At 33.4% G+C, this 19,083-nt stretch carries 17 protein-coding genes and 1 riboswitch; of the genes, 3 read left to right on the forward strand and 14 right to left on the reverse strand.

Annotation, left to right across the window (positions count from 1 at the left end; all coding sequences use genetic code 11):
* Positions 1-4 precede the first annotated feature (4 nt).
* From AAFP94_RS06415 to AAFP94_RS06425, 3 genes are all read left to right on the forward strand, one after another.
* Positions 5-1,069 (forward strand): serine hydrolase domain-containing protein, encoded by a 1,065-nt coding sequence (locus tag AAFP94_RS06415; protein ID WP_316661707.1) that lies wholly within the window; start codon positions 5-7, stop codon positions 1,067-1,069.
* A gap of 219 nt (positions 1,070-1,288) precedes the next feature.
* A complete protein-coding gene (gene pta, locus AAFP94_RS06420; RefSeq protein WP_316661708.1) occupies positions 1,289-3,379 on the forward strand; it encodes a phosphate acetyltransferase in 2,091 nt (696 codons plus the stop codon).
* Between the two features lie 3 nt (positions 3,380-3,382).
* Positions 3,383-4,570, forward strand: coding sequence for an acetate/propionate family kinase (locus tag AAFP94_RS06425; RefSeq protein WP_316661709.1), 1,188 nt, complete (start codon positions 3,383-3,385; stop codon positions 4,568-4,570).
* Here AAFP94_RS06425 and AAFP94_RS06430 read toward each other — a convergent pair.
* From AAFP94_RS06430 to AAFP94_RS06495, 14 genes are all read right to left on the reverse strand, one after another.
* The gene (locus AAFP94_RS06430) at positions 4,556-5,302 is read right to left on the reverse strand and encodes a head GIN domain-containing protein (RefSeq protein WP_316661710.1); all 747 of its coding nucleotides are present in this window, start codon (positions 5,300-5,302) and stop codon (positions 4,556-4,558) included. The two genes, AAFP94_RS06425 and AAFP94_RS06430, sit on opposite strands and share 15 nt — an antisense overlap.
* Before the next feature lie 77 nt (positions 5,303-5,379).
* Positions 5,380-6,474 (reverse strand): acyloxyacyl hydrolase, encoded by a 1,095-nt coding sequence (locus tag AAFP94_RS06435; protein ID WP_316661711.1) that lies wholly within the window; start codon positions 6,472-6,474, stop codon positions 5,380-5,382.
* A 33-nt stretch (positions 6,475-6,507) separates the two neighbouring features.
* Positions 6,508-7,461: a methylenetetrahydrofolate reductase [NAD(P)H] gene (metF, locus tag AAFP94_RS06440; protein ID WP_316661712.1), complete on the reverse strand. Its 954-nt coding sequence runs from the start codon at positions 7,459-7,461 to the stop codon at positions 6,508-6,510.
* A 1-nt stretch (position 7,462) separates the two neighbouring features.
* Positions 7,463-10,141: a methionine synthase gene (metH, locus tag AAFP94_RS06445; RefSeq protein WP_316661713.1), complete on the reverse strand. Its 2,679-nt coding sequence runs from the start codon at positions 10,139-10,141 to the stop codon at positions 7,463-7,465.
* Positions 10,141-10,422, reverse strand: a complete 282-nt coding sequence (locus AAFP94_RS06450) for an antibiotic biosynthesis monooxygenase family protein (protein ID WP_316661714.1) — start codon at positions 10,420-10,422, stop codon at positions 10,141-10,143. The genes metH and AAFP94_RS06450 overlap by 1 nt, the downstream gene beginning before the upstream one ends.
* Positions 10,413-11,423 carry a homocysteine S-methyltransferase family protein gene (locus AAFP94_RS06455; RefSeq protein WP_316661715.1) on the reverse strand — a complete coding sequence of 337 codons (1,011 nt, stop codon included), beginning with the start codon at positions 11,421-11,423 and terminating at the stop codon, positions 10,413-10,415. The genes AAFP94_RS06450 and AAFP94_RS06455 overlap by 10 nt, the downstream gene beginning before the upstream one ends.
* 52 nt (positions 11,424-11,475) lie before the next feature.
* Positions 11,476-11,592, reverse strand: a riboswitch (SAM riboswitch).
* A 57-nt stretch (positions 11,593-11,649) separates the two neighbouring features.
* Positions 11,650-12,537 (reverse strand): cysteine synthase CysM, encoded by an 888-nt coding sequence (gene cysM / locus AAFP94_RS06460; protein WP_316661823.1) that lies wholly within the window; start codon positions 12,535-12,537, stop codon positions 11,650-11,652.
* Positions 12,537-13,268, reverse strand: coding sequence for a serine O-acetyltransferase EpsC (gene epsC / locus AAFP94_RS06465; RefSeq protein ID WP_316661716.1), 732 nt, complete (start codon positions 13,266-13,268; stop codon positions 12,537-12,539). The genes cysM and epsC overlap by 1 nt, the downstream gene beginning before the upstream one ends.
* A gap of 61 nt (positions 13,269-13,329) precedes the next feature.
* Complete coding sequence (locus tag AAFP94_RS06470) at positions 13,330-14,379, reverse strand: NAD(P)/FAD-dependent oxidoreductase (RefSeq protein WP_316661717.1); 1,050 nt, start codon at positions 14,377-14,379, stop codon at positions 13,330-13,332.
* A gap of 3 nt (positions 14,380-14,382) precedes the next feature.
* The gene (locus AAFP94_RS06475; protein ID WP_316661718.1) at positions 14,383-14,958 is read right to left on the reverse strand and encodes a precorrin-2 dehydrogenase/sirohydrochlorin ferrochelatase family protein; all 576 of its coding nucleotides are present in this window, start codon (positions 14,956-14,958) and stop codon (positions 14,383-14,385) included.
* 26 nt (positions 14,959-14,984) lie between these two features.
* Entirely contained in the window at positions 14,985-15,776 is a 792-nt protein-coding gene (gene cobA, locus AAFP94_RS06480) for a uroporphyrinogen-III C-methyltransferase (protein WP_316661719.1), read from the reverse strand.
* Positions 15,777-15,787: 11 nt separating this feature from the next.
* Positions 15,788-17,899 (reverse strand): HEPN domain-containing protein, encoded by a 2,112-nt coding sequence (locus AAFP94_RS06485; protein WP_316661720.1) that lies wholly within the window; start codon positions 17,897-17,899, stop codon positions 15,788-15,790.
* Positions 17,900-17,911: 12 nt separating this feature from the next.
* A complete protein-coding gene (locus AAFP94_RS06490; RefSeq protein WP_316661721.1) occupies positions 17,912-18,532 on the reverse strand; it encodes a phosphoadenosine phosphosulfate reductase domain-containing protein in 621 nt (206 codons plus the stop codon).
* A 117-nt stretch (positions 18,533-18,649) separates the two neighbouring features.
* The gene (locus AAFP94_RS06495) at positions 18,650-19,057 is read right to left on the reverse strand and encodes an RrF2 family transcriptional regulator (RefSeq protein ID WP_316661722.1); all 408 of its coding nucleotides are present in this window, start codon (positions 19,055-19,057) and stop codon (positions 18,650-18,652) included.
* Positions 19,058-19,083 lie beyond the last annotated feature (26 nt).

The raw sequence follows: 19,083 nt of genomic DNA on the forward strand, positions 1-19,083 counted from the left end.
GGTTATGAATTTAAAACTATTTTTCTTTTTTTGGCTACTGCCAATAACTTTAACTATTGCGCAAGAATTCCCTCAAGATAAATGGAATTATCATGACAATCCTGAAGATGATGGTTGGAGTATTAGCAAATCACAAGAATTTACTCAATACCTTATTGATAGCACGAACATCACTGGTTTTATAATTGTTCACAAAGGAAAAATCGTTTTTGACTACGGCGATATTTCTGAAAATAGTTATATCGCTTCATGTCGAAAAAGCGTTCTCGCAATGCTATATGGTAAGTATGTTAACAATGGCCAAATCGATTTAAATAAAACGTTACTAGAATTAGAAATTGATGATGTTCAAGGGTTAAAGGATATAGAAAAGAAAGCAACCATAAAAGATCTCATTTCAGCAAGATCAGGTGTCTATCATCCAGAAGGTTATCCAGGTGGCATGCAACAATTTGCACCAGAAAGAGGTAGTGTTAAGCCAGGAAGTTATTGGTTATATAGCAACTGGGATTTTAATACTGCTGGTTTTATTTTCGAGCAAGAAACTAACAAAAATATTTATGATGTGGTTGAAACTCAATTAGCTATTCCATTAAAAATGCAAGATTGGAAACGTGAACTGCAGAAAAAAGAAGGAGACACAACTATTTCTAAATATTTGGCTTATCCGATGTGGTTTTCAACAAGAGATATGGCAAGAATCGGATTGCTAATGCTCAATAATGGAGATTGGAATGGCACAGAAATAATAAATAAAAATTGGGTTAATGAAATGATTACTGAACGTACATCACATACAGAATTAAATAAAAACGTACCTGTTTTTAAAGACACACGCGTTGATTTTGGCTATGGATATATGTGGTGGCTTTGGCAAAATACAAAAGATTATAGGCTTAAAGATGCATATTCTGCTTTAGGATACATGGGACAAAGTATCACCGTATATCCAGCTATTAATGTTGTCGTTGCCTATAAAACCAAAGCTGCTTACGGTCGTACAAATACTATTAAAACACGGCTGGATTTGCTAAAAAAAGCTGTGGAAATATATGATAGGAAAAATTAATTTTTTTTAATTTTAAAAATAAGCTGCCCATTATAGATTTGTTCAAATCCCATAATAAACTTCTATCGACAAAATATAGTATGATAAAAATCATATTTATCAAAACAAAGAGGTAGTAATTTTACTGTATAATAGATCATTTAATTTTTTAAAATTAGAATACTTATTTCATCCAAAAAGTAAGTAAATAATTATCTTTACAACACTGTAAAACCAATTATGAACAAAGGAATTTATGTTGCAACCATAGAGCCTAACAGCGGTAAATCTGTTGTTGTTCTGGGCTTAATGCGTATGCTCTTGGGAAAAACTGCCAAAGTAGGTTATTTTCGACCAATTATTGAAGATGTGGACGTTGGTGAGAAGGACCATCACATTAATACTGTACTGTCACACTTTGAGATTGACATTAGCTATAAAAAAACGTATGCCTTTACTAGAAAACAAGTACTCGATTTATATAATCAAGGGAAATCTGGTGACGTAATTGATGAAATTATCCGAAAGTATAAACACCTAGAAGATCGATTTGATTTTGTTTTGGTGGAAGGAACCGATTTTTCTCATGAAGGTGCAATTCTTGAGCTGGATATCAATATTTTAATCTCAAAAAATTTAGGTCTTCCTGTAATCATCGTCTCTCATGGAGATAAAAAAGAATTTAATGAAATTGTTGATAGTGTTCAATTGGCTTTTGACACTTTTAAACAGGACGTTGATGTGCTTTCAATAATGGTCAACAAAACAGATCCTGAAAATATCATCACGTTAAAGGGTTTATTAAGATCTCGTATTAATGATGGTACTGACATAACAGTGATCCCAAAAGTGAATAATTTATCAAGCCCAACAATAAAAGAGATTGTAAGTGAATTGAATGGCAAAATCATCTTTGGAAAAGATATGATAAATAACCTGTCTGAAAATTTTAGTGTTGGTGCTATGCAGTTGCGGAATTACCTGACTCACCTTAAAGAAAATGCTCTTGTCATCACACCAGGAGACAGAGCTGACATTATTCTTGGAGCTCTGCAAGCCAATATATCAAACAATTATCCTAAAATTTCTGGAATTGTACTCACTGGTGGTCTGTTACCAGAAGCATCTATTTTAAAACTCATTGAAGGTCTTTCAAGCGTTGTACCAATAATTAGTGTAAATGGTGGCACCTATCATGTAACCAATAACATTGGTAAGATTAAAGCAAAAATATATGCAGATAATACTGAAAAAATCACAACCTCTATTACCACATTTGAAAAACATGTAGATACTAATAAATTAGCTGACAGCTTAATTACATTTAAATCTGAAATATTAACACCTAGAATGTTTCAGTATAATTTATTACAGCGTGCTTTAAAAAACAAGAAGCACATTGTCCTACCAGAAGGTTATGATGAGCGTGTTTTAAGAGCAGCGGCAAGATTGGTTAATGCGCATGTTGTTGAATTGACATTAATTGGAGATGAAGAAAAAATTAAAGAACGCATCAAGAAATTTGATATTTTTTTGGACACCAATGCAATAAATATAGTTTCTCCTTCCAGTTCTCCTCACTTTGAAGATTATGTCAACACCTTTTATGAGTTAAGAAAACATAAAAACGTGAATTTAGAAATGGCACGAGATGCCATGTCTGATGTTTCTTATTTTGCAACCATGATGATCTATAAAGGCCATGCAGATGGAATGGTGTCTGGCGCTATACATACTACTCAACATACCTTGAGACCTGCTTTGCAGTTTATTAAAACAAAACCTGGTGTAAATATTGTTTCTTCCGTATTTTTTATGTGCCTTGAAGACAGAATTTCCGTCTTTGGAGATTGTGCCATCAACCCAAATCCAAATGCAGAAGAGTTGGCAGAAATTGCTATTTCATCTGCACAAACTGCAAAAGAGTTTGGTATAGATCCAAAAATTGCTATGCTTTCATATTCCTCTGGTGCTTCAGGGAAAGGTGTTGATGTTGAAAAAGTAAGACATGCTACAGATATTGCAAAAACTAAAATGCCAGATTTAAAAATAGAAGGTCCTATACAATATGATGCCGCTGTCGATATGCGAATAGGAAAAAGCAAAATGCCAGATTCAGAAGTAGCTGGAAATGCCAGTGTTCTAATTTTTCCAGATCTGAATACCGGAAACAACACCTATAAAGCCGTGCAAAGAGAAACTGGAGCATTAGCTATCGGCCCAGTATTACAAGGTCTAAACAAACCTGTTAACGATCTTAGTAGAGGATGTACAGTAGATGATATTTACAGCACTGTTATCATAACAGCTATTCAAGCTCAAGAAATTTAATTCATGCAGGTATTAGTACTTAATTCAGGAAGTTCTTCTTTAAAATTTCAGTTGTTTGCAATGCCAGATGAAACCATTTTATGCTCTGGTTTGATTGATCGTATTGGTTTTGATGATGCGAATTTCAAATTTAATACTCAAAACGAGAACATTAAATTGAAAACACCAATTCTAAACCATAAAATGGGACTGGAACTTTTAACTAAACAACTTTTAGACAAAAATAACGGAATACTTAAATCTCCTGATGAAATCGCAGTTGTAGGGCACAGAGTAGTACATGGTGGAAAACATTTTACTGAAACCACAGAAATTACAGCTGTGGTGAAAGAAAAAATCAAAGCGTTGTCTATGTTAGCACCTCTACACAATCCTGCAAATTTAGAAGGCATTGAAGTGGCAGAAGATGTATTTCCAAATGCAAAGCAAGTAGCGGTTTTTGATACTGCTTTTCATCAAACTATTCCAGAATATGCTTATAAATATGCCATTCCGAATGAGTTTTTGGACACGTACAATATTCGCATGTATGGATTTCATGGTACAAGCCATAAATATGTTTCAGAAAAAGCAATAGGGGTTTTAAATAAAAAAGAATCTAAAATAATAACAATCCATTTGGGAAATGGTTGTAGTATGACAGCTGTTAAAAATGGCAAAAGTATTGATCATTCTTTAGGCTTCTCTCCTTTAAGTGGTTTAATTATGGGAACACGTTCTGGTGATATTGATCCTTCCATTATTTTTTACCTAAATGAGAGATTGGGAATAGAAATAGACGATATAAAATCAATTTTACAAAAGAAAAGCGGCATGCTTGGCCTTACTGGTTTTAGCGATTTAAGAGATATACAAAGTGAGGCAGAAAGTGGTAACAAAGCATGCCAATTAGCATTGAAAATGAATGCTTATCGCATAAAAAAATATATTGGCAGTTATGCTACTATCTTAAATGGATTGGATGCGATTGTATTTACGGCAGGAATTGGTGAAAATTCACATTACATGAGAACATTAGTCTCTGAAGAATTAGATTTTTTAGGCATTCAACTTGATAAAGACAAAAACGAAATGGAATCTAGTAGCATTAGAACCATACATCATACAAATTCTAAAGTTAGCATTTTGGTGATTCCAACAAATGAAGAATTAGAAATAGCAAAACAAGCTATGTCTTTATTCAAAAATTAAATTTCCCGTGTATACAACTTCAACATCAACAATTGAGGGTTGATTTACAGAAATTAAATCTCCTGTCCCGAGAAGTTGTCCAGTTAAGGATAATTGCGGATTTACAATCATAGTGTTGCTTCCTCGATGATACACCTCTACATTTTGGGCTAATAGGTTTCTGCCTTCAAACCGTCCGGATCCTGCATAAAATCCAATGTTCGCATTTTCAACTGTTCCTGAAATATAAAATGACGATAAGCCATTAGCTGTAATGTTCAAATTCGCTGAATTGATTTCCAACCGGAAATCTCCAATGGTAAATGTATCAGGCACATTAAAATCTTCTGAAAGTAACCTTAAACTGCTATAATTCAACACACCTTCTGAAACAATATCGTATTGTGTAGAGCTTCTTATTTCTGTAACATTTGGAGCGGAGACATATATGGTGGTAATTCCGTAGTCACGAACATAATTACAAGTATTATCATCATTTAGAATAAGTTGATCATTTATAACTTTGATCTTAACATCATTCATGAGGTTTTTCCCTGTTTCAATAACAACTTTATAATTTACATCTTGTTTTACTACCAACTTTATATCTCTATTTACTAGAATTTTTTCGAAAGCTTCTATTGTAACTTCTTGTTGAATTAAATTTCCTGAAGTTTGAAAACAATCACCAGCGTCTTCACTATTGCACGTAAAAAGTAAAATAAAACTCGTTATGTAAACTATTTTCTTCATTTTTTCATTCTGCACTACGATGCAGAATCTATGTTATTTTTTTTGAATTCCGTATCAAGTATGGAATGTCAAATCATTTATAATCTTACTCCAATACCAAATTCTACAGCTTCTGCCCTTGCTCCATGCGATTTTAAGGTTATTGCACCAAACCATTTTTCTCCGAAATACCGTTTTAGTCCAATTCTAATATAGGTTTTACCTTCAAAATCGTAAGGATAATACACATAATAACCATATTGAGTCACCAAACTCAACTTATTGATGAAAAGTTCGTGCCCAGCAAAAATGCCAACACGTTTGTAATCTTCTTCACCTTTTACATTCTCTTCAGGAAAAGCAATGGATTTATAATAAATCAATTCCTTTAAAAAGTTTGAAAAGAACACGTCTGTTCCAAATTGTAAGGCACTTTTCTGATTAATGCGTTTATCTGCATAACCCGAAAACACATAAAAAGGAAATTGACCACTACCAATAATATCGCTTTCGTTGATTCCGCTTCTAAACGCTAAATTGAATTTAATAGGTTCCGTAAACTTTTCTTTGGTAACTGTTTTAATGAATTCATGATTTTCATCATCTAAATTATACGTAATTCCAACATTAAAAGTTATTGAATTGACACTTGTATTTGGTGCCTTTACATTGGCATTCGAATAATGAATTAAGCTCAAACCTGCTTGCAAACCAAATCTATCAAAGATACGTTCTCTCTTATAATTAATCATGGCGTAGGTACTGCTCATAAATTTAGACCCAAAAGCAATGTTTTTATGATTACTATCTTCATCATAAGGATTTGTAGTAAAAGCAATACCTTGACCTAATCTTAAAAAAGCATGTCGATTTAAAAAATAAAAATTGACATGACCATAAATAGAATAATTATTCCCTAAAACGTCATTTTTTAAATCTTGGTAAGCGAACGAAATTCCATAATCGGGATACCCAAAACGCTGTTCCCATTCTTTATTTCCAAAAGTTTTCTTGTTCCAACTAAAAATAAAGCCTTCAGGATGACCCGTAATTAAATGAAGAATATCATCATTATGTAAAGCAATATTGCCACTAAAGTAATTGACATCTAAATAAGATGAAGACACCTGCTTCTCTTGAGAAAAGCCCATAGCAAAAAAGAAACAAAAGAGATAAGCTAAAAGTTGCTTCATGTAATTTATTCTAAAACAAAAGTAATAGAATAATTAAAATACTTGCGAAGCTATCGCTTTTATATTATCGCTCTTACCCATAGAATAATAATGCAATACAGGAACGCCTGCCGCTAGTAGCTCTTTAGATTGCTCTATACACCACTCTACACCTAATTGCCTAACTTCTTTATTGTTTTTACACTTTTCAACTTCGGCAATTAAATCTTCGGGTAAATCTATTTTAAAAACTTGAGGCAATAATTGTAAATGTCTTTTTACAGCAATAGGTTTTATTCCTGGAATTATGGGTACATCAATTCCAAATTCTCTAGCTTTTTTCACAAATTCGAAATACTTTTTATTCTCAAAAAACATTTGAGTAACTACGTAATCTGCACCTAATTCTACCTTTTGTTTTAGTCTTTTTAAATCTGATTCCAATGAAGGAGCTTCAATGTGTTTTTCTGGATAACCAGCAACACCGATGCAAAAATCAGATTTATTGGTAGCTTCAATGACTTCGTGCAAATATTTTCCTTTATTTAGATTTTTAATCTGAACAACCAAATCTGAAGCAAACTCATTACCTCCTTTGGTGGGCTCAAAATATTTTTGATGACTCATAGCATCACCCCGTAAAGCCATAACATTTTCTATTCCTAAATAATGGCAATCTACTAGGAGATATTCAGTTTCTTCTTTTGTAAATCCGCCACAAAGCACATGCGGAACAGTATCTACTTCATATTTGTGTTTTATGGCAGCACAAATACCTACAGTTCCTGGACGCATTCTGGTAATTTTCCTGTCTAATAGTCCATCTCTATCTATATATACGTATTCTTCACGAGATGTTGTAACATCTATAAAAGGTGGATTGAATTCCATTAACGGATCAATGTTATCATATAATTCTTGAATGCTGGTTCCTTTTTGAGGTGGAATTATTTCGAAGGAAAACAATGTTTTCCCATTAGATTTCTTTAAGTGTTCTGTTATTTTCATATTAATCTGCTAAATTAGGGCTTAACCATTTTTCTGCTACTTCTTCACTAATATTTCTACGCTTGGCATAATCTTTTAATTGGTCTTGAGTTATTTTTCCTAATCCAAAATATTTAGCTTCTGGATTTGCAAAGTAATAACCACTTACACTGGCAGCTGGCCACATAGCCAAACTTTCTGTAAGTTTAACTCCTATGTTTTCTTCTACTTTCAATAACTTCCATATGGTTTTCTTTTCTAAATGATCTGGACATGCAGGATAACCAGGTGCTGGACGAATACCTTTATAACTTTCTTTGATTAATTCTTCGTTAGATAGGTTTTCATCTTTGGCATAAGCCCAATAATTTGTTCTTACTTCTTTATGTAGATATTCTGCAAAGGCTTCAGCCAATCTATCTGCCAAAGCTTTTATCATAATAGAATTGTAGTCATCATGATTTTTCTCAAATTGTTTTGCTAGTTCATCTGTACCAAATCCAGTAGTCACACAAAAAGCTCCAATATAATCTTGAATACCAGAATCATTGGGTGCAATAAAATCTGCCAATGCAAAATTAGGAACGCCTTCGCGCTTGTCTAATTGCTGACGTAAGGTTAAGAATGTTTGAACTAGCTCACCAGATTCATCATATACTTCTATATCGTCATCATTAATGGCATTAGCCGGAAAAAGACCAAAAACAGCTTTTGCTGTGAGAAGTTTTTCTGAAAAAATTCGCTTTAACAGGCTTTGTGCATCGTTGTATAATTCTGTTGCCTGTTCTCCTACAACTTCATCTTTTAATATTTCAGGGAACCTTCCATGCAAATCCCAGCTTCTGAAAAACGGACTCCAATCTATATAGTTCTCCAATTTTTCAATATTAAAATCATTCAGAATTTGAATTCCTAATTGATTTGGTTTTACAATATTTGAATCCTTCCATTCAATTTTGAATTTTCGTTTTCTGGCTTCTTCAATAGTCACATAATCTTTCTTTTTTCCTCGCTTTAAAAATTGCTCTCTAAATTTTTCGTACTCTTCACGAATTTGTTCTTTATAAACTCTACTGTCCTTTTGAAGCAAATTACCAACAACCGTTACTGCTCTTGAAGCATCGTTGACATGAACCACAGTGTTTGAATAATTAGGTGCAATTTTTACTGCAGTATGAGCTCTGGAAGTGGTCGCGCCACCAATGAGTAAAGGCACATTGAAGCCTTGTTTTTCCATTTCTTTAGAAACATAGACCATTTCATCTAATGAAGGTGTAATGAGGCCACTTAAACCAATAATATCTACTTGTTCTTTTCTGGCTGCTTCAATAATCTTTTCAGGTGGAACCATGACACCTAAATCTATGATCTCGTAGTTATTACAACCTAAAACCACACTAACAATATTCTTACCTATGTCATGGACATCACCTTTTACGGTTGCCATTAAAACACGACCAGCAAATTCTTGTTTTCCATCTTTTTCGGCTTCAATAAATGGCTGTAAATAAGCGACAGCCTTTTTCATCACACGAGCGGACTTTACGACTTGAGGAAGAAACATTTTTCCGCTTCCAAATAAATCGCCAACTACATTCATCCCAATCATTAAATGTACTTCTATGACTTCAATAGGTCTTGAAACACTTTGTCTGGCTTCTTCAACATCCTCTACAATGAAGGCATCAATGCCTTTTACCAAACTATGTGTAATTCTATCTTGCAAAGGGTCATTTCTCCATTCTAATACTTTCGTTTCATCTTGCTTTTCGTTCCCTTTTACAGTTTCGGCAAAATCTAATAATCGTTCTGTTGCATCATCTCTTCTATTGAGGAGAACATCTTCTACTTGTACTAACAAATCTTTAGGAATTTCATCATAAACCTCCAACATGGTTGGGTTTACAATTCCGAGATTCATTCCATGCTGAATCGCATGATACAAGAATGCTGAATTAATAGCTTCACGAACTACATTATTACCTCTAAATGAAAACGAAACATTACTTACTCCTCCTGAAACATTGGCATAAGGTAAGTTTTCACGAATCCATTTTGTTGCATTGAAAAAATCCAACGCATTTAGTTTGTGCTCTTCCATACCTGTTGCCACAGGGAAAATGTTAGGATCGAAAATGATATCTTGAGGAGGAAAATTAACTTTATTCACTAAAATATCATAAGAACGCTTACAAATGTCTATTCGCCTTTGGTAAGTGTCTGCTTGTCCTTCTTCATCAAATGCCATAACAATCATTGCTGCTCCATAGCGCTTTATCAATTTAGCATGATGAATAAAAATGGCTTCACCTTCTTTTAAACTAATGGAGTTAACAACAGATTTTCCTTGAACTACCTGCAATCCAGCTTCAATGATTTCCCATTTAGAGCTATCTATCATAATAGGAATTCGCGCAATATCTGGTTCTGATGCAATAAGATTTAAAAAGGTTACCATAGCATGTTTACCATCTAGCATACCTTCGTCCATATTGACATCCAGAATTTGCGCGCCGCCTTCAACCTGATCTCTGGCAACATCTAAAGCTTCTTCATATTTTTCCTCTTTTATTAGACGCAAGAATTTACGGGAACCTGTAACATTTGTACGTTCACCAACATTTATAAAGTTACTTTCTGGAGTTACAACCAAAGGCTCTAAACCTGAAAGTGTAAGATATTTTTTATTTCTTAAATTCATTATTTGTAATGTTCGACAATTGGAAATGGTTCATAAAAATGATGCAAAAGAGATTTCCATAGTTGGTACTCATTAGATGTTCTAAAACCTATTTCATGGTCTTCAATGGTTTGCCAATTGACAAGTAATATATATTTATCTTCAACTTCAACACATTTTTTTAATTCGTGAGAATTATATCCTTTCATTGATGCTATAATTGTTTTTGCTTTTTCGAAAGCTAATTCGAAATCTTTTGAAAGGTTTTTCTTTATATTTAATATGGCAACCTCTAAAACCATAAAACTTCTACCTCTAATTTTCGAGGCTTATACTTTGCTGCAACTTCTGCAATAGCTTTTATATGTTCTGGTGTTGTACCACAACAACCTCCTATAATATTGACCAGTTCATCTTTTAGGTAATTCTCAATAAGTACCTGCATTTGGTCTGGCGTTTGGTCATATTCTCCAAAAGCATTGGGCAATCCTGCATTTGGATGTGCTGATGTATAAAAATCAGTGGTTTTTGATAACCTTTGTAAATATGGTTGTAATTGATCTGCCCCAAGCGCACAGTTAAAACCAACGCTCAATAGAGGAATATGAGAAATTGATGTTAGAAAAGCTTCAACTGTTTGTCCAGATAATGTTCTTCCTGATGCATCTGTAATAGTTCCGGAAACCATTATTGGAATATCTATATCACGTTCTTCTTTAACTTGGTCTATCGCAAATAAAGCGGCTTTTGCATTGAGCGTATCAAAAATAGTTTCAACCAATAAAATATCAACTCCTCCGTCTATCAACGCTTCTACTTGTTCTTTATAAGCAACTCTTAATTCTTCAAATGTAATCGCTCTGTATTCGGGCTTATTGACATCTGGTGATAAACTCGCTGTTTTATTTGTTGGTCCAATGCTTCCTGCAACAAAGCGTGGTTTATTTGGTTCCTGTTTTGTGAACTCTTCTGCTACTTGTTTTGCTATTTTAGCCGATTCAAAATTGAGTTCATAGACCAGATTTTCCATGTTATAATCTGCCATGCCAATGCTTGTTCCCGAAAATGTATTTGTTTCTACAATATCTGCTCCTGCTTCAAAATATTTTTTATGAACTTCGGCAATTGCTTTTGGTTGTGTAAGAGACAACAAATCGTTATTACCCTTTAAAGAAGTTGGATAATCCTTAAATCTGGAGCCTCTATAATCTTCTTCAGAAAAATTATAGCGTTGTAGCATGGTTCCCATAGCGCCATCCAACACTAAAATTCTATTTTGTAAAACTCGTTTAATATTTGACATCTTATCTGTAATTTACTGTAAAATGTCATCAGGAAAGTAAGGGATTTACTTGTGGTTATCTGTCTTAACATCAAAAATGATCGATATAAAGTAGAATTTAGCACCTTCTTTTAATAAAGGGTTGCCAAGGCTTCACAGGGTCTATTCCCTCTGCCTTTCGTGATAACATCAATACTAATTATGAACTAGAGCGTAAAATAACGTAATAAATAATATATAACCAATTTTATTCAAATAAATCTGAAGATAAATACCTATCACCTATATCACAAATCACGGTAACAATGATACCTTTATCAATTTTTTCGGCAACCTTTAAAGCACTAAAAACTGCTCCTCCACTGCTCATGCCTGCAAAAACACCTTCTTCTTTTGCTAATCTCCGAGTCATGTTTTTTGCCTCTTCCGCACTCACCTCGATAACATCATTTAATTTTGATCGGTCAAAAAATTTGGGGACATAATCTGGTGACCATTTTCTAATTCCGGGAATGCTAGCTCCATCTTTTGGCTGTGCTCCAATGATTGAAATATCTTTGTTTTTCTCTTTTAAATAGGTTGATACTCCTGTAATAGTTCCTGTTGTTCCCATAGCCGAAACAAAATGTGTTATATCGCCATTTGTATCTCTCCAAATTTCTGGACCCGTGGTTTTGTAATGCGCTTTCCAGTTATCATCATTTTCAAACTGGTTCAGCAAGGTATAACCTTTGGTATCACGAAGCTCGAAGGCTAAATCTCTTGAGTCTTCAATACCATTTTCAGAATTGGTTAAAATGACTTCTGCTCCATAAGAACGCATAGTTTTAACACGCTCTATAGTAGAGTTTTCAGGCATAATGAGCACCATTTTCAATCCTAATAACTGTGCTATAAAAGCCAGAGCAATTCCTGTATTTCCGCTTGTAGCTTCAACCAAAGTATCTCCTTTTTTAATATCTCCTCGTTTTAATGCTTCATTAATCATGTTATATGCTGGACGATCCTTTACACTTCCACCAGGATTTTTTCCTTCCATTTTTAAAAATAAGCGTACATCTTTTTTAGAAATAATATGCCTGGCCTCAACCAGAGGTGTATTACCAATTAAATCTAATATGCTTTGACTCTGAATCATTTTTTTCTAGTACTTATTTTAATTTCGGACTGGTACGTTACTAAAGAATTTTCTGGAACAGATTGGGTTATCCAAACATTAGCACCAACAACACTGTTTGCTCCAATAGTCACATCTCCTCCTAAAATAGTTGCATTAGCATAAATAGTCACATTATCTTCAATAGTTGGATGTCTTTTAGTTGCTGACAAACTTTTCTTAATAGATAGTCCTCCTAAAGTAACGCCTTGATAAATCTTGACATTATTCTTAATTATTGAGGTTTCACCAATGACAATACCTGTTCCATGGTCAATAAAAAAAGAGTCTCCTATAGTTGCTCCTGGATGAATATCTATTCCTGTAATACCATGAATGTATTCGCTCATCATTCTGGAAATGATTGGCAAATTTAGTTTAAATAATTCATGGCTTAACCTGTACACCGCAATGGCGTGAAAACCTGGATATGCCAAATATACTTCTTGAAGTCCTTTACATGCTGGATCGTTCTGCTCTGTAGCTAGAGCATCTAAAGCGATACTTTTTTTGATTGAAGGCATTTTCTGTATAAATAAATCCCAAAGGGTTTCTACATCTTCTTCCGAAGTATTGGATACTATTTTACAAAACGTCTTACCTAATTCTGAAAATTCCTTTTTCTGTGTTTCAGCATCATCACACAAGGCGTAAAAAAGTCGTTTGGTGAAAATTGCAATGTCGTCCTTTAAACGAAGGTTATAACCCATAGCAGTAATTAATTAAAAAATAAATTTACTTTTTAATTCTGAAAAAAATCAAAATTTAAAGTTAATTTATGGCCTGAACTACTGCTTTTGGCGCTTCTTTCCTACTTCCATCAAAACCATTAATACCACTTACAGTTGTATATTTTAAAACATGCTTTTTACCTGGATTGACAATCTTGAATGCCGATTGGCACATTAAAGTAGCCTCATGAAAACCACAAAGAATTAATTTCAACTTACCTTCGTAAGTATTTACATCACCGATTGCAAAAATACCTGGAATGTTAGTTTGATAATCTACAGTATTAACTTTTATAGCATTTTTTTCAATCTCCAATCCCCAATTTCCAATAGGTCCTAATTTAGGTGATAAACCAAATAGTGGAATAAAGTAATCTGTTTCAAGTAATAATTTTTTACTATCTTTTGTAACGGTTAAACCATCTAACTTTTTATTACCATGAAGCGCAGTAACTTCAGCTGGTGTGATCAGATTAATTTTACTCAATAGTTTTAATTCCTGAACTTTCTCTACAGAATCTAAAGCACCTCTAAACTCAATTCGTCTATGAATTAATGTGACTTCTGATGCTACATCTGCCAAGAAAATACTCCAATCTAAAGCAGAATCTCCACCTCCAGAAATAACTACTTTCTTATCTCGATAAATTTCAGGGTCTTTAATAAAATAATCAACGCCTTTATCTTCATAATAAGCAATATTTTCTATTAAAGGTTTTCTCGGCTCAAAAGAACCCAAACCTCCAGCAATAGCCACGACAGGAGCATGATGTTTTGTTCCTTTGTTGGTTGTAACAATAAACGAACCATCTTCTAGTTTGTCTATAGTTTCTGCACGCTCTCCTAAAGTAAATCCTGGTTGAAACTGTTTGCCTTGTTCTAACAGGTTTTTGGTTAAATCACCTGCCAATATTTCTGGAAACCCAGGAATATCATAAATGGGTTTTTTAGGATAAATCTCTGAACATTGTCCACCTGGTTGCGGTAAAGCATCTATTAAATGGCACTTCAATTTTAATAATCCTGCTTCAAAAACGGTGAATAAACCTGTTGGTCCTGCACCTATAATGAGTATATCTGTTTTAATCATTTTTTACTTGTTAATTAAGGTTTCGGTAATTTTATTCAACCTTGAAACTTTCTTCTCAAAATTACCTTTAATTGTTTTTCTAAAGTGATTCAGGTTTATAACCAGATCGTCTATATTGTCTGGAATGACATCCTCGAAAAATTGACGTAATCGTTTCGCTATAGTTGGTGATTTTCCGTTGGTAGAAATAGCAATTTTAATATTACCTTTGGTAACTATTCCACCAAGGTAAAAATCACATAGCTCTGGAGTATCAGCAACATTTACTAACAGATTTCTTTGTTTAGCATCGGCATAAATCCTATTGTTTACCTCTAAATTATCTGTGGCTGTAATTACTAAATCCTTTTTATTTAAAAATGCATCGTCATATGCAAGGGTAATCATATCAATTTCAAATTTATTGGCTAATGCAATGGTTTCTGGACGAAAAAATGTAGCTACCATCTGAACATTGGCATCCGGGCTAGATTTCAATAAAAAAGTTAATTTCTCCAACGCCACATTTCCGCCTCCAACAATTAATACCTGAAGTTTGTGCATTTTTAAAAATATCGGATACAAATTATTTCTTTCCATAGTCTTCTTAATAATTTTATCTCGAATTATATCTCGATTTGGTTTGATACAACTTTTTGATTTTGAATAATCTCTTCTGAAATTGAATTCAATTTAACACGCTCTCTTACAACATCTCCAATAACAATGATAGCTGGAGATGATAATTGCTTTTCTTTTACAATATTTCCAATAGTTTCAATGGTGCCAATTCCTACTTTTTCTTCTTTTGTCGTTCCGTTCTGAATTATTGCAATTGGTGTTTTTTGTTTCCCTTCTGATGAAAATATGCTTACTATCTCATCTAATTTTCCCATGCCCATTAAAATAACAACTGTTGCCGTAGATTTTGCTGCTAAAGCTACATCGTTAGATAATTTGTGAGATTTTGTTGTGCCTGTAATAACCCAAAAGCTTTCTGAAGCTCCTCGTTTAGTTAATGGAATGCCTCGATATGCAGGAACAGCAGCCATCGAAGAAATTCCAGGTACCACATACGTTTCAATACCAAATTGCTTTACATAATCTATTTCTTCTGCACCTCGCCCAAAAATAAAAGGATCGCCTCCTTTGAGCCTTACAACATGTCCGTGACTTTTAGCTCTGGCTACTATTAATTCATTTATTTGTTCTTGTTGAAATGCATAACAACCTTTTCTCTTTCCAACAAATATCTTTTCAGAGTTTATAGGCGCATATTTAAGTAATTTGTCATTTATAAGAGCATCATACAAAATAACATTTGCCGATTCTAGCGCTTTTATGGCTTTGAGCGTGATTAGATCTGGATCTCCAGGACCTGCTCCTACTACTGTTAATTTTGGATCTCCAGAAATCATAATCAATATTTTTAAACTGCTCTTTTAATAATTTCATTCTCTTCCACTTCCTTTTCTCTAAAAGACTTCACAATTTTCAAAAAACTTTTTGAGTTTTCTATATATTCAGCAGCAAATTCTTTAGAAGGAGCATATTTTTTAATTTGATACACCAATTCTGAAAATGAAGTCCCCAATTCAATTTTATTATTTGAAACGAAAGTTTCATCAAACTGACTTATGATTCCAGCTTGGGTATTGGTTTTTACATTTTCTGCCAACAACAATGCTTTAGCAGAATTCACCATAGAACTATAGGCATGATAAATTGCACCTGAATACACTTTATTGTGAAAAGATGTGATTGCTTCATCAATTTTTTCTTCACTTTCTAAAAATAAAGTAGAAACTAAATCGATAACTACACCAGCACATTCGCCAATACCAATTGCTTTTTCATATACATCTTCACTTCCCCAATCAATAAAATCTTCTTGCGAAAGATTTGAAATATCTGAAAGATCTGTTAAAAGCTCATAAAAATATCTTTCGCCTTGCTGTCTATAATAGTCCACAAATAAGGTGTTTTTCGCATTGGCTTCATAGTCATTTAAAATACGTCTTAAAGCATCTGGTCCTCTTCTACTAGGAATCTTAACTACTTTATCCGCAAAATAACCCTTACCATTGCCAAGGTTACCACCTCCTAATAACACTTGTAATGCTGGAGCAACCAATTTGTCTTTTGTTCTTATAGACATTCCTTGAAAACCAATATTAGCCATATTGTGCTGACCACAAGCATTCATACAACCACTTATTTTTATAACTAAATCGTTATTATCTAAATATTGTGGGTATTCACTCTTGATAACTCTTTCAAGCTCATCTGCAATTCCAGTACTGCTAGCAATTCCTAAATTACAGGTATCTGTTCCTGGACAAGCCGTAATATCTACTGCTTTATTGTAACCAGCTTCAGCAAAACCAATTTTGTTTAATTCTGTATAGAAAAAAGGAACTAATTCTTCTTTAACAAATGGAACTAAAATATTTTGTCTTAAGGTTAAACGTATTTCTCCAGCAGCGTATTTTTCAACCAAATCGGCTAATAATCTTGCTTTGTCAGTATAGAAATCTCCTAATAAGACTTTTATTCCAATAGCAACATATCCTTTTTGTTTTTGAGGAACAATATTGGTAGATTTCCAAAGATTGAAAACCTCCTGATCTTCAATTTCAACTTGAGGAGTTTCAACACGGACTGGAGCTGAAGCAATGTAAGATTCTGCATCAATAGGCACTGACTTAAATTCTATAGCGTGTTGTTCAGCTTTGACTAATTCTTTGAAAGCATCCAGTCCAATGTCTTTTAGTAAAAATTTAATTCTTGCTTTGGCTCGGCTTCTGCGTTCACCATGACGGTCGAAAATCCGCAAAACACCTTCCATGACAGGAATGATTTTGTCTGTCGGTAAAAAATCATATAATACGTCTGCATGTCTGGGTTGTGAGCCTAAACCTCCACCAAGCATTACTTTAAAACCACGAACTCCATTTTCATTTTTAGCAATAAAACCAAGATCGTGCATATATGAGAGACCAGTATCTTCATCTGATGATGAAAATGAGACTTTAAACTTACGACCCATTTCTTGGCAAATTGGATTTCTTAAAAAGAATTTGAAAACTGCATTTGCATAAGGTGATACATCAAAAGGTTCTTTAGGATCTATACCAGCAGTTTCCGAAGCCGTTACATTTCGAATTGTATTCCCACAGGCTTCGCGTAGTGTAATGTCATCTCGTTCTAATTCTGACCAAAGCTCAGGTGTTCTTTCAAGACTTACATAATGAATTTGAATATCCTGTCTTGTCGTAATATGCAATCTACCACGAGAATATTCGTCTGAAACATCACAAATTCTGTGTAATTGCTTACTTAATACTTTTCCGTAAGGCAATTTAATTCGAACCATTTGTACACCTTCCTGACGCTGACCATAAACACCACGTGCCAAACGAAGGCTTCTGAATTTCTCTTCATCAATTTTTCCATTATTAAATAGCTCAATCTTTTTAGCTAACTCAACAATGTCTTTTTCTACAACTGGATTTTCTATTTCGGTTCTAAAACTCTGCATAATCTATTTCAATTATTGAAAGTGTATACCACATTCTCTATTAGCAAGGACTTTAGTGACATCAAAATATGAATCATTTTTCGTGAGATTATTTTCTTCTACATAACGATCTAAATCACCATCTGTCCAGTAATAAAAAGGGCTTATTTTTAAAATTCCATCTTTACTAAAACTTAAAATATCTTTTTTGCTTCTTAACTCTGTTTGTCTTACTCTAATATTTGTAAACCAAACTTTTGGTTGATGTTCTTCTAGAGCTCTACGGAATGGTTCTAATTTCACAATTTCGGTGAACGCTTTATGTTTTGGGTCGTCAACTCCAGGTAATCCTAAAGTTGAGTCAATATATTCTCTGCTCTTTAGAGGAACATATGTATGCACATTCAATTTATATTTATTGATAATGTTGATTGCATGGCCATAGGTTTCAGGAGTGTTAAATAAGGTATCACACCAAATAACCTTAATGTTCTTGTCTTTTCTTAAAAAGGTACTTAACAAGACTTCTGAATAAACTCCAAAGCTTGTAGTTACTATTCTTTCTTCAGTTAGCGTTAAAGCCCAATCGATAATTTCATCTGGTGTCTTATCTCTTAATACCCTATTTAACTCTTCTATATTTAAGTTTTTCATAACTATATATTCCAAATTTTAATTTTATTAATCTCATTATCCTATCGGAGTAGTAGATTATTAAACAAAAGTATTCAAAAATTTATACTATGCAAATATTTTTTTAATAAAAATTAGTTAAATTAAATCTGCTAAAGACTTATTATTGAAGATATTTAATGTACTATCTCTCACTTCTATCATTAAATTATGAACAGCACAAGCGTTCTCATCTGGACAATCTGAACAAGTTTCGTAAAAATTTAAACTCACGCAAGGCACCATTGCTATTGGTCCTTCAAGGATTCTCATTACTGGAGCCATTTTAATATCTTTTGGATCTTTCAATAAATAATAACCCCCACCTTTTCCTTTTTTTGAACCTAAAAAACCATTCTTACGAAGGGTTAGTAAAATACTTTCTAAAAATTTTTGTGAAATATTTTCATGTTTTGAAATAACACTTATTTGAACAGGCTTTCTATCTTCCTGTCTAGCTAAATAAGTCATCGCTTTTAGCCCGTATTTTGTTTTCTTTGAAATCATTCTTTCAAAGATAACTAAAATATCAA

This window comes from Gilvirhabdus luticola (assembly GCF_040117515.1).
GTDB lineage: Bacteria > Bacteroidota > Bacteroidia > Flavobacteriales > Flavobacteriaceae > Gilvirhabdus > Gilvirhabdus luticola.